Annotated in this window: 11 protein-coding genes; 6 read left to right on the top strand and 5 right to left on the bottom strand. The window is 49.9% G+C overall.

The window, feature by feature from the left end; translation table 11 throughout:
• Positions 1 to 118: 118 nt before the first annotated feature.
• Positions 119 to 853, bottom strand: a complete 735-nt coding sequence (locus ACM5Q9_RS07685; protein WP_418144139.1) for an IclR family transcriptional regulator — start codon at positions 851 to 853, stop codon at positions 119 to 121.
• Between the two features lie 145 nt (positions 854 to 998).
• Between ACM5Q9_RS07685 and ACM5Q9_RS07680 the strand changes: the two genes are divergently transcribed.
• The 6 genes from ACM5Q9_RS07680 (at position 999) to ACM5Q9_RS07655 (ending at position 7,214) form a co-directional block, all read left to right on the top strand.
• Complete coding sequence (locus ACM5Q9_RS07680; protein ID WP_418144138.1) at positions 999 to 1,568, top strand: VOC family protein; 570 nt, start codon at positions 999 to 1,001, stop codon at positions 1,566 to 1,568.
• 45 nt (positions 1,569 to 1,613) lie between these two features.
• Complete coding sequence (locus ACM5Q9_RS07675; RefSeq protein ID WP_418144137.1) at positions 1,614 to 2,465, top strand: fumarylacetoacetate hydrolase family protein; 852 nt, start codon at positions 1,614 to 1,616, stop codon at positions 2,463 to 2,465.
• A 22-nt stretch (positions 2,466 to 2,487) separates the two neighbouring features.
• The gene (locus ACM5Q9_RS07670) at positions 2,488 to 3,462 is read left to right on the top strand and encodes a Bug family tripartite tricarboxylate transporter substrate binding protein (RefSeq protein ID WP_418144136.1); all 975 of its coding nucleotides are present in this window, start codon (positions 2,488 to 2,490) and stop codon (positions 3,460 to 3,462) included.
• An 18-nt stretch (positions 3,463 to 3,480) separates the two neighbouring features.
• On the top strand, positions 3,481 to 4,260 hold the full coding sequence (locus ACM5Q9_RS07665) for an SDR family NAD(P)-dependent oxidoreductase (RefSeq protein ID WP_418144135.1): 780 nt from the start codon (positions 3,481 to 3,483) through the stop codon (positions 4,258 to 4,260).
• 271 nt (positions 4,261 to 4,531) lie between these two features.
• Positions 4,532 to 5,995 carry an MFS transporter gene (locus ACM5Q9_RS07660; RefSeq protein ID WP_418144134.1) on the top strand — a complete coding sequence of 488 codons (1,464 nt, stop codon included), beginning with the start codon at positions 4,532 to 4,534 and terminating at the stop codon, positions 5,993 to 5,995.
• Between the two features lie 58 nt (positions 5,996 to 6,053).
• Positions 6,054 to 7,214: a M20 aminoacylase family protein gene (locus ACM5Q9_RS07655; RefSeq protein ID WP_418144133.1), complete on the top strand. Its 1,161-nt coding sequence runs from the start codon at positions 6,054 to 6,056 to the stop codon at positions 7,212 to 7,214.
• 208 nt (positions 7,215 to 7,422) lie between these two features.
• On the opposite strand, the gene ACM5Q9_RS07650 is transcribed toward ACM5Q9_RS07655, so the two are convergent.
• From ACM5Q9_RS07650 to ACM5Q9_RS07635, 4 genes are all read right to left on the bottom strand, one after another.
• Positions 7,423 to 8,757 (bottom strand): tetratricopeptide repeat protein, encoded by a 1,335-nt coding sequence (locus ACM5Q9_RS07650; RefSeq protein WP_418144132.1) that lies wholly within the window; start codon positions 8,755 to 8,757, stop codon positions 7,423 to 7,425.
• A 294-nt stretch (positions 8,758 to 9,051) separates the two neighbouring features.
• Positions 9,052 to 9,915, bottom strand: coding sequence for a ferritin-like domain-containing protein (locus ACM5Q9_RS07645; protein WP_418144131.1), 864 nt, complete (start codon positions 9,913 to 9,915; stop codon positions 9,052 to 9,054).
• 167 nt (positions 9,916 to 10,082) lie between these two features.
• Entirely contained in the window at positions 10,083 to 11,369 is a 1,287-nt protein-coding gene (locus ACM5Q9_RS07640) for a saccharopine dehydrogenase C-terminal domain-containing protein (RefSeq protein ID WP_418144130.1), read from the bottom strand.
• Between the two features lie 38 nt (positions 11,370 to 11,407).
• Complete coding sequence (locus tag ACM5Q9_RS07635; protein WP_418144129.1) at positions 11,408 to 12,505, bottom strand: carboxynorspermidine decarboxylase; 1,098 nt, start codon at positions 12,503 to 12,505, stop codon at positions 11,408 to 11,410.
• Positions 12,506 to 12,518 lie beyond the last annotated feature (13 nt).

The raw sequence follows: 12,518 nt of genomic DNA, 5'->3' as shown, positions 1-12,518 counted from the left end.
CGCAGGAGCATGGAACGAGATAAAAACAAGCCAAACACAAACGTATCCACGAAGAAGGAAAATTCCCCTCTGCGGAGGGGTGGCGCGTAGCGCCGGGGTGGTTCCCACGCATGCCCCCCTACCCATAATGCCGCAAAGCAAAATCAATTTCCTCGGCACAATTCTGCAACTCAGCCACGGCCTTGCCCTCTTCCATCAGGCTATAACGCTTATCAGACACAATAAAACCCAGTGAAGCGTTGATCAAATGCGGTTTGTTCTGGTAAGGAATGGCAATGCCCACCACGCCCTGGTTCAGTTCACTGAACGTGACGCAATAGCCTTTTTTACGGATTTCCTTTAAGGATTCCTGAACGGTTTCGGGCGTTTGCCCTGTAAACTCGCCAACATTATCAGTAAAAACCTTACGCAACTGGGGCTTGGACAGGGTGGACAGCACGCATTTGGACAACGCCCCCCTGAACAAAGGCATACGTTTGCCACGCACATAGCTGATTTTTAAATTTTCTTCCCCAAACGCATGGCTAACGGTAATAATGCGGTCGGCATAAATAGTACCCAACACGACATCAGAACCCGATTTTTCTGCCAATGCGCGCATCGCCTGTGAAGAGGCCTGAATTAAAGGATCAATATTCCTGATCTGATAATCCAGCTCAATAATGCGGGTGCCCAGCACATAGCGTGCCCCCGAACTGTGCCTTAACAGGCCGGCGGTGCTTAATTCCTTTACATAGCGGTACATGGTGGGCACGGCATAGGCCAGGTGCTCGGCCATTTCCTCTATCGTCCAGGAGGGGTGTTCTGGCGTGAAAAGATCCAGCACATTCAGCATTTTGGTAAGACTAGACATGGGGAAAACCGGCTTTTTGGGTGGAAAAAACCTCATATTATATCAATTTACAAATTTATTGAATTTTTTATTTATTTGATAATTGATTTATATTAAATTATTAAATATAATTATTTCAATGAATTTTATTAAATAGTGATAATTTATGAGTTTTAACAAAGAAAACAATTACAAAGAGACATTGTCTTTTAGTCATGTAGGAATTTTTGTCAAAGACATTGCACGCATGACGCAGTTTTACCAACAGGCACTGCAACTGTTCATTACCGACAAGGGCGTGATTGGCGGCAAAGACATCGTGTTCCTTAGCCAGAATCCGGAAGAGCATCATCAACTGGCACTGGTAAGCGGCCGCCCGGAAGATGTGGCCTTTAGCGTGATCAACCAGATTTCGCTGCGGGTACAGGATCTGCCCACCTTGCGCCACTACCATGAATGCCTGAAGCTGGCAGGCGCTGAACGGATGGACCCCAGCACGCATGGCAATGCGCTATCCATCTACAGCTTTGATCCTGAAGGCAACCGGATAGAGGTTTTCATGGATACCGAGTGGTATTGCGACCAGCCCCTTAAGGCAACCATTGATTTCAGCCAGACTGATCACGAAATCATGGCCCAGGTGAAAAGCATTGCCCAGGCATCCCCAAAATTCATGCCCCGCTCCGAATGGGTAAAGCAGATGCACACCCTAATGAATGCGGCACCCCAGAAATAAATTTTTTATATCTCTTATATCTTATATACCAGGCAGGAAATAAAAATGAAACTAATCAGTTTTAACTTGAACAATGAAGAAACCTTCGGTGCCGTGAATGGCAACGATGTGGTCAATCTGAAGCCTTTGTTTGAAGGCGAAGCCAATACGCTGAAAGAAGTGCTTGAAAAAGACCTGCTGGCCAAGGCTGAAGAACTGGCTGCCAATGCAACGGCAACCCTGAAGTTTGCCGACCTTGAATTGTTGCCCGTCATTCCAGAGCCTGGCAAGATTTTCTGTATCGGCCTGAATTATGATGAGCACGTGAAAGAAACCAACAAGGAAAAAACCGAGTCACCGGTAATTTTCCTGCGCGTGGCCGAGTCCCAGGTTGCCCACAACGACAGTATTGTACTGCCCCCCGAGTCTGTCAAACTGGATTACGAAGGTGAGATTGCGATTGTGATTGGTAAAGGCGGCCGCCGTATTTCAGAAGAAGATTCCTGGGATCACATTGCCGGTTATGCCTGCTACAACGACGGCAGTATCCGCGATTGGCAAACCGCCACTTCGCAGTGGATTCCCGGTAAAAACTTCTGGAAAACCGGTGGTTTCGGCCCCTGGATGGTCACGGCCGATGAAATTGAACCCAACCAGAAATTAACCTTGATTACCCGCCTGAACGGGGAAGAAATGCAACGTGCCACCACCGATATGCTGATTCACAGCATTCCACGGCAAATTGCCTATATTTCCTCTTTCCTGCCCCTGAATCCAGGTGATGTGATCGTGACCGGAACACCGGGTGGCGTGGGTGCCAAACGTAATCCACCCGTATTCATGAAAGAAGGTGATATTGTTGAAATTGAAGTGGATGCAGTCGGTATTCTGAGAAATACCATTGCCGCCGAAGCATAAACATTCGTATCTGGAGACATAAATGAAAAAATGGTTGAAATCTTTCGCCCCCGTTTGCCTGGCCATGAGTCTGACAGCCGGTGTTGCACAGGCCCAAAATTACCCCGAAAAACCCATTACCTTCCTGGTGCCTTACGCTGCCGGCGGTTTGACCGACGTGTTGGCCCGTGAAGTGGGTGCCCATATGTCCAAAAAACTGGGGCAGCCCGTGGTGGTGGACAATAAACCGGGCGGTGCCGCACAGGTTGGCATGAATGTGCTGAAAAAAGCCCCTGCCGATGGATACACCGTGTTTATTGGCGATGTGCCCTCTTTGGCCACCAATGTGGGTCTGTTCAAGAATCTTTCTTATGATCCGCGCACAGACCTGCAACCTGTTGGCGAGTTGATTGTGTCACCGGCTTTGGTCGTGGTTCCCATGAACAGCCCCTACCAGACTTTTGAAGATCTGGTTAAAGGTGCCTCAGAAAAACCCCAGGGCCTGACTTACGCCTCCCAGGGTGTTGGCACGGGCGGCCATCTGTTTGGTACCCTGCTGCAAAACAAGCTGAACCAGGAAATGACCCATGTGGCCTATAAAGGTTCTATTCCAGGCTTGCAAGACACCATCAGCGGCCAGGTTGATTTCATGTATGACGCGATTCCCACCAGCGGTCCTTTTGTGCTGGGTGACAAGCTGCGTGCCCTGGCGATTGGCTCCAAAGAGCGTTCTCCCCTGCTGCCGAATGTACCCACACTGGAAGAGCTGGGCTACGGTGAGATTGTGCCTACTTTCTGGTGGGGTGCTGCCGTCAAGAAAGACACACCTCCCGAGATCGTTGCGTTGCTGAACAAATCAATGACTGAAGCCATGCAGGATCCAGAGATTGCCAAAAAATTTACCAGCCAGGGTGTACTGATCAACACCACCTCGCCAGAAGCATTTACCACTTATATCAATGAAGAAATTGAGAAGTGGAGTAAAGTGATGGCCGATGCAAACATGCAAGTGAATTAATCATACAGGTAATGAATAATGAGAGGTCTTGAAAATAAAGTCGCGTTAATTTCTGGCGGCATGGGTGATATTGGCATGGCCATTGCCACCCGTTTAACCCAGGAAGGCGCCAGGGTTGTGCTGGGCGATCTGAAAGAAAAAGATGATGCCTTGCTGGCCGCCCGCTTTCAGGGTATGGCGGTTCCCGACTACGTACAACTGAATGTCACGCTTGCGGAAAGCTGGAAAAGCGCCTTTGAACAGGTTGTGACGCGCCATGGTCGCTGCGATATCCTGGTCAATAATGCCGGGGTTATTTCCAACCAAAGCGTACCGTTCAGCGACATTGACTTTCAGGAATGGAAACGGCTTTTCTCGATTAATGTCGACGGCACGTTCCTGGGTATACAGGCAGGCATCCAGGCCATGAAAGGTAATGAAAATGGCGGCGCCATTGTCAACATGGGCTCGATTGCCGGGTTCGTGGGTTCCGTGGGTGGAGGCTCTTACGGTTCCAGCAAAAGTGCCATTATCAATATGACGCAGCAGGCAGCACTCAGTGCCGCCCGCTCTGGCCAGAAAGTACGCATTAACGCCGTGCATCCGGGCTATGTCTGGACGCAACTGGTTGATGCCACACTCAGCAAACAGTTTGGTTCGGAAGAGAAGGCACTGGAAGCGGTACGTGCCATGAACCCGATGAACCAGATTGTAACCGTCGAAGACGTTGCCGCCACCGTAGCATTTCTGGCCTCTGAAGATGCCAAAATGATTAACGGTACTGGTATCGTGGTTGACGGCGGGCGACTGCTGCAGTAAGACTTCCTGTCACTTAAAAAATAAGGCATTGAAAATTCAATGCCTTACAAAGTGTTAATAAACCCCCTGTTTTTTTGAGCAGGGGGTTTATTTTTTTACCGTTAATTGAATTTTTTATATGTATATTCTGACTTCCATTTACAAATAAGTTACTTATATCCCAATATGAGACACATAGAAAATATGCTATTCTGAATTAAGTTTTTTGATACCAGATGTCCTTCATTCGTGCCTTTGGCACGCCCGCCAATGAACCACCTACAGGATTATCATGAACCCAACCACAGCAGAAACTTATCAAGGCAATGACAGGCTGCTTTACGGTATCATTTTAGGTGTACTAGCGTTCTGGCTGTTTGCCCAGACCACGCTGAACATTGTCCCCGCCATGGCTGCCGATCTGCAGCTTGAACAGTCTTTCATGAATATTGCCGTATCAATCACGGCGCTTTTTTCAGGTATTTTCATTGTCGTCATCGGTGGTCTGGCCGACTGGGTCGGTCGCGTCAAAATGGTACAGCTGGGCTTTGTTTTTTCCATCATCGGTTCGCTGCTGGTGGGACTGGCACCATCTGGCCCGCTGGGTGGCACTTCCCTCATGCTGGGCAGGATCTGCCAGGGTCTGTCAGGTGCTTTCATCATGCCCGCCTCGCTGGCCCTGGTAAAAGCCTACTGGAGCGGAGAGCAACGCCAGCGCGCCATCTCACTATGGTCAATGGGGTCGTGGGGCGGATCCGGTTTTGCCGCCTTGTTTGGCGGCCTGATGGCCCAAAACGTTGGCTGGCGCTGGATCTTCATTATTGCCGCGATTGTTTCGCTAATTGGCATGCTGATGGTACGCGGTACCCCCGAAAGCAAGGCTCCCCCAAAACCAGGCTATAAATTCGACTTAATGGGCGTACTAACGTTCATGGTCACCATGGTTGCACTACAAATATTTGCAACCCAAGGTTCCAAACTGGGCTGGACCAGTCCTGCCGCGCTTGGTCTGCTGGCAACAGCCATCGTTTTTGGCTTGTCTTTCTACAAAATAGAAAGTAACAACGCCAACGCTTTTGTACAATTCCGCCTCTTCAAAAACCTCACGTATACCGGCGCCACCATTTCAAACCTGTTGCTGAACGCAACCGCCGGGATCATCCTGGTTGCCATGCTGCTGTTGCAGCAAGGTGGCTCAATGACCGCACAAAAAGCGGGCCTGCTAACCATCGGCTACGCCATCACCATTCTGGCTTTCATTCGCGTTGGTGAAAAAATGTTGCAACGCTTTGGTCCACGTAAACCCATGCTATGGGGCTGCTATATCGTCGGCCTGTCAATCGTGTTACTCATGCCCACCAACCTGATGCTGGGCTCCTACACAGTGCTGGCAGTCATCTCCTTTGCGCTGTTCGGGCTTGGCCTGGCCTTCTATGCTACGCCATCCACCGATGCCGCCCTGTCAAACCTGCCCGAAGACCAGGCAGGTGCCGGTGCCGGTATTTACAAAATGGCCTCTTCACTGGGTGCCTCTTTTGGGGTGGCCATCTCATCAACCATTTACACCGCGATTGCCGGTTCCAATGACAGCGTTAACTGGATTGAAGGGGTCATCACTTTCGTAGGTAATCAAGAAAACCTGGCCTCGCGCGAAGCAGCCTTGTTTGCGCTGGCAGCCAATCTGGTGATGTTACTGGCAGCAATCTTGTCTATCGTCATCACGGTGCCAAAGGGCAAATCCACCGAGCGCAAATAAATCTCGAGCCAGCCGCCATTAATAGTGGCTGCCCCCTCTTTAACACAGGAGAAGCAATATGAATGCCCTCGTCAAAGCGCTTGAACAAGACAGTGCCCAAATGAAAGAATGGTTCGAGCATATGCATCGCCACCCCGAGCTGTCCATGCAGGAAACCGCAACCTCGGAATACATCCTTGAACAACTGCGCCGTATTGGCGATTATGAAATTGTTTCCGGTGTTGGCAAACATGGCATCGTCGCTTCGCTGAAGGTTGGAAATGGCAACAAGAGCATCGGTCTGCGGGCCGACTTTGATGCCTTGCCCATTCAGGAACAAAACGATTTATCCTATAAATCAACCGTTGACGGCGTGTCACATCTATGCGGCCATAACGGCCATAGCGCCATGCTGCTGGGTGCCGCACGGTACTTGGCCAAAACCAAAAATTTCAATGGTACTGTACGACTGATTTTCCAGCCAGGTGAAGAAACCATGGAAGGCGGCCCTGCCATGATCAAGGACGGGCTATTTGAACGTTTCCCCGTTGATGCCGTGTTTGGCATGCATAACATCCCAGATCTTGAAGAAGGCAAGTTTTACTTCAACCCGGGCCAGATGATGGCATCGGTTGACAACTGGGAAGTGAATATTACCGGAAAAGGCGGGCATGGCGGCATTCCCGAATTGACCATTGACCCGGTAGTTGCTGGTTCATCCATTGTGATGGCAATCCAGAGTATCGTGTCGCGCAATGTGGCGCCAGCGCATCGTGCCGTGGTTACCATTGGTGCTTTTTTGGCAGGCAATGCCGGCAATGTGGTGGCCAACAATGCCATCCTGCGCCTTTCCGTGCGCACCACCACCCCGGAAGATCGCGAAATGGTACTGGGCAATATCCGCCGTATCGTTACGCATCAGGCGCAGTCGTTTGGCTGCACCTCTGACATCCGCGAAGGGGTACCTGGCGCCGTACTCGTCAATGATCCCGAAGAAACAGAAAAGGCGGTGCAAATTGCACGCGCCACCTTTGGCGAAGATAAGGTCATTTATCCCGGACCCTCTTTTCTGGCCTCAGAAGACTTTGCCTTCATGCTGCAGAAAAAGAAAGGCACCTATTGTTTTCTGGGCAACGGCCCTGGCAAGATGGTGCACCACCCTGAATATTACTTTAACCAGAAAATACTGCCAATTGGTGCCGCTTATTGGGTTGCGTTGACTGAAGGTTACCTGCGGTAGTGGGTATTTATTATGCGTATGCATTCCATGCGGAGTATGGGCACTAGGCATTTCCATGCGGGAGTGAACCACCCCGGCGCTACGCGCCACCCCTCCACGGAGGGGAATGTGTAACACTGACACGTCCACGAAGCAGGAAAATTCCCCTCCGTGGAGGGGTGGCAGGCGCAGCCTGACGGGGTGGTTGTTTGACTCCCACGCTTTGCCACTAATGAAACCCGGAAACTGCCTTACCTTTGCTTCGCTCCAAAAATCCCCGGTTAAGCCGACTATTTGGTTTCAGCGCCAGGCGTTCATTAACAAGCGCTTGTGCCAGTTCAGTCTGACCAGCGCGAATGGTTGCCTCTAGCAGGGTCAGGTCTATAATGTCGCGTTGGGAATGGCTCCCCCCAAAACGGTTGGCAATAAATCTTGTTCCATACAGCTGCTCAATCGCAGTTTGATAATCTTTACGCCAGAAAGCAATAAATCCTTCCATCAAGGGCAAGGTAACTTGTTTAGTCCATTGCTGCATTTCCGACTTTCTGCCCGGCTTGATGTTTTTGCAATCCTTCAGGTTTTTTTCAACATCAAGATCCCGCCCGGCCCCAAGATAAGCCATGATGGCGTGCCAATCATTGAAGGTGTAGGAAGACCCGTCAGCGTGGGCCTGCCAGCGGTCGGCCAATACATCCCAGCGATCGCCCACATAAACGCCCGCCAGATTGAGGCGCCATAGCATGGACGATGCATCAACCAACTCGAAGGCCACGGTGCTATTGACATGGTGGATATGATTGTCGTAAATGCTAAGGACCACATCTATCTGCCCCAGCTCCTGGTAATAAAGCGCCTGGTGCCACCAGTTATGTACCTTAAAGAAGTTGTCTTCTTCAGACCAGTATGACTCACGGGCTGTCATCCATTTCACGCCTTCAAGTACACGCCCCTGCATTTCCAAAACGTGCGCAACGGCATGGTGTGCCCAGCAGTCGCGCGGTTGCAGTTCCGTGGCTTTGCGACCGGTTTCTTCGGCCCTGTCGTAATCGCCGGTTTCCTCCAGCCCAAAAGCATACATGCCAAGCAATATGGAATACCCGGGCACATTATTTGACCAATAGGGTAATACACGTGCCAAGCGGTCACGCAGGTTACGTGCATTAGCCCGGTATAAATCTATCAAATGACCCGCCTGCAAAGCGAGGATATCCAACGGATAATGACAATTGTGAATATCCAACGCCAAGGCGGCAGCAGTCCACTCTCCCTGTAGCATTAGCTCCAATGCGCCCAAATGCGAGGCCTCACGGTCACTTAAATGCATGCTTCTGAGGTGTCGTAACGTGTCTTTGGCATATCCGTTCATGACCGGCTCGGTAGCCACGGCCAACATATAAGCCTTGAAGATATGTGCCATGGCAAAGCCTGGTGAAACTTCTATGGCCTGGTTAACCAGGCTGAAGGGATCGCCAGTATAAATATTGAAAGCGGCCACCGCCTGGTCGTAATAATCTACAGCTTCAGCACTTGCCTGGGCAAGACGGTTGCCTTGTAAATCTGTCATCATTGCTTGCTCACCCTAAAAGTTTGTTAGAACTTGAGAATGCATGGCAAGCAGCAAACACTACCCTTGAAAAGCAGTGGCCGATTCATGCTGATTGCGAGTAAATTTTTTTACTTTACCTGTTTTACTTTACTATTACTTATCTTGTTTTTTTACTCATATAAGGCACATAGTAAAGTGATTTTTTCATCTGTACAAGTGGGCTAAACAAGAAAAATGCATGAACTTACTTTCCATAAAATCAATGTGTTATATTTTCTTATCGAAAAAATCCTTGCATCTACCCACAAGGCATTAATGAGCCTGCTTTTCAGGTTTTGCTGACGTTTTTTTGCCAATCACCCGCTCGGCCACTTTAACCAAAGGCCCTTCTACAACCCGGCTTACCGCCTTGGGTAAATCCAGTGGTCGCATAAGCATTTTTGCCGCCATGCCCAAGGGATAATACTGCCGGAACTGCTGGCTGAATTGGGCACACATTTTCTTGAATTCGGTTTTGTCACTGTTGACATCAACATTGCGCTGCACCATGTACACATGCCACAGGGCTGTTTCAGCATCACTGTTACGGGCTTCCATCACGCGGCGGGCAATGGCACGGAATATTTTCAAGCGACTGGTGGGGTCAAGCGTACGGTAAAGTCTGAAATATTGGTAAAAATGTTTGTAGTGACTGATTTCATCGGCCCGGATCAGGCTAGCCATATGAGCCAATACCGGCTCATTGGCCTGGCCTGACAACGCCTGGTAAAACGTGGCCGTACCGGTTTCCACCACACAACGGGCAGCCATTTCCAGGCAACGGCTAGGCTCAAGTGCCTCTTGGGTACATTGCACCGAATAATCGGCATAAAAAGAAGCATAAGCCCTATCCCAGTCAAATTCAGGCCATACGTGTTTGGTGTAATCGCGCAGTACATGACCGTGGCGGGTTTCTTCAAATTTCCAGTAATCCACCAGCCATTGCATGATCTCGGGCTGGTCATTGAAATATTCAATCAGGTTATCGGTATACAGGTCGGCGGCAATTTCAATAAACGAAGCACCCGCTACCAGATAAAACAGGTCTTCTCTTGACCGGACCGCCGTGATATCTATGTCATGATAGGGAACATTGTCCAGACTCCATGACATTGCTGGGTGCGCTTGCTTTTGCATTGCCTGTTCTCCGGAAAGTGCGTTTTTTATTCTTTTCTTATTCTTGAAGAATACATGAGCACAAAATATTTTGCCATCCCCGGCAGCGCACAGGGGTGGCAAATATATAACAAAGCCGCCAAGCGGGTAACCAAGGCAGAATTTATTGCAATGGCACTGCAAACGCCTTAGGCTGTCCCAAACATTTTTTCTGGTTCGCGGCTGGCCAATTCCTGGATGGGGTGCAGGATACGATCGCCCTGTTCATCTTTAATGCGGGTTACCAGGCCCATATTGTTCATGAGCGCAATGAACGGAGCCGGGTCCTGTTCTTCTACGTTGACCATGCGTTTGGCATCCCAGGTGCCTTTGGCAATCAAGATGGCAGCAGCAACCGCGGGCACACCAGCAGTATAGGAAATCGCCTGGCTGCCTACTTCGGCGTAACACGCTTCATGATCACAGGTGTTGTAGATCATGACTTCTTTTTGCTGGCCGTCTTTAGTGCCTTTTACCAGGTCGCCAATGCAGGTTTTACCGGTATAGCCAGCAGCCAGTGAAGCCGGGTCAGGCAATACCGCCTTAACAACCTCCAGCGGCACGATTTCCTGGCCACGGGCGGTACGTACGGGTTTTTCAGAAAGCAGGCCCAGGTTCTTTAATACGTTGAAGACATTGATATAGTGCTCACCAAAACCCATCCAGAACCGGATATTGGGCACATCCAGGAAACGCGACAGGGAGTGCAGCTCATCGTGCCCGGTTAAATAAGCTATGCTTTTGCCAGTCACCGGCATGTCCCATTCTTTACCATGCTCGAACATTTTATTGGCTTTCCACTGGCTGTTTTCCCAGGACCAGACGGTAGCGGTAAACTCGCGAAAATTGATCTCGGGATCAAAGTTGGTGGCAAAATAACGGCCATGACTGCCCGCATTGATATCAATAATATCAATCGATTCAACCTTGTCGAAGTAGTTGTCGTAGGCGAAACGAGCGTAAGCATTCACCACACCAGGGTCAAAACCAACACCTAAAACGGCAGTTACACCGGCATCTTTACAAGCCTGGCTACGTTTCCATTCATAGTTAGCATACCAGGGAGGCGTCTCGCAAACCTTGTTGGGATCCTCATGAATGGCCGTATCCAGATAAGCGGCGCCGGTGCCAATGCAGGCTTCAAGTACCGACATATTAAGAAAAGGCGAACCCACATTAATCACAATTTGGCTACTGGTAGAACGGATAAGTGCCTTGGTCGCTTCAATATCATAGGCATCAAGTTGATGCGCACGCAGCACACCCGGGCTTTGCAGGTTACCCTTTTCCTTGATGGAGTCAATAATGGCTTCGCATTTGGCAACAGTACGCGAAGCGATATTGATATCACCAAGCAGTTTATTGTTCTGGGCACATTTGTGCGCCGTTACATGAGCGACGCCACCGGCACCGATAATAAGGACATTGCGTTTCATTGGTTTTTTACCCCTTTCTTCAATTTTTAAAATATTAATCAAGACAGGCTGCCGACATAGTCGTCATAGATAAATTCGCGTACCAGGCGAGTGCTGCCATCAGGCTCTTTGATGGCAATGGATGGCATATGGATGCCGTTGAACCAGTTCTTTTTGACCATGGTGTAGCCACCGGCATCACCAATAGACAGGCGATCGCCAATTTGCAAAGGCGCATCAAAATTGCCTTCACCGAAAATGTCTCCGGCCAGGCAGGTTTTACCGCAGATCTGGTAGCGATGTGCCCCGGTTTTATTCCCGACCGGTGCCGTTTCACGATAAATAAGCAGATCCAGCATATGGGCTTCGGTTGAACTGTCTACCACGGCCAGGTTTTTACCGTTAAAACCAGTATCCAGCACGGTCACTTCCAGTGTGGTGGTATGGCGCACAGTGGCCTCGCCCGGCTCAAGGTAAACCTGCACGCCGTAGGTTTGCGCAAAGCGGCGCAGGCGTTCGCAGAAAGCATCTACCGGATAGCCCGGTTCGGTAAAGCTGATGCCTCCGCCCAGGCTGACCCATTTCAGGCGATGCAAGATCTCACCATAGCGTTCTTCAACCTGGGTAAGCAGGTCATCAAAACGGGCGAACTCGCTGTTTTCACAGTTGTTGTGAATCATGACACCATCAAGGCGATCAATAATGGAAAGGATGCGTTCTGGATTGCCTTCTCCCAGACGGCTGAACTGGCGGGCCGGGTCGGCCAGGTCAAACGAAGCGCTGCTGATACCGGGATTCAGGCGCAGGCCCTTAGGCTTGTTTTCTGCCAGGGCTTCAAAGCGCTCAAACTGCTGGATGGAGTTGAAGATGATTTTGTCGCTATTGGCGATGACTTCTTTTATTTCGTGATCGGCAAAGGCAACGCTGTAAGCGTGGGTTTCACCGCCAAACTTCTGGTAGCCCAGCTTGACTTCATACAGGGAGGACGAGGTCGTACCGTCCATGTACGGTTTCATAAAATCGAATACTGACCAGGTGGCAAAGCATTTTAAAGCCAGTAGCACCTTGGCACCGGAATTTTTCCGGATGTAGTCGATGACTTGCAGATTTTTCAAGAGGGCTGATTTGTCAATCAGGTAATACGGGGTTTGGATCATTGATATTTTTTTA

It is taken from the genome of Advenella sp. RU8, from assembly GCF_048381675.1.
Taxonomy (GTDB): Bacteria; Pseudomonadota; Gammaproteobacteria; order Burkholderiales; family Burkholderiaceae_B; genus Advenella.
This window is presented reverse-complemented; position numbering and strand designations above follow the sequence as displayed.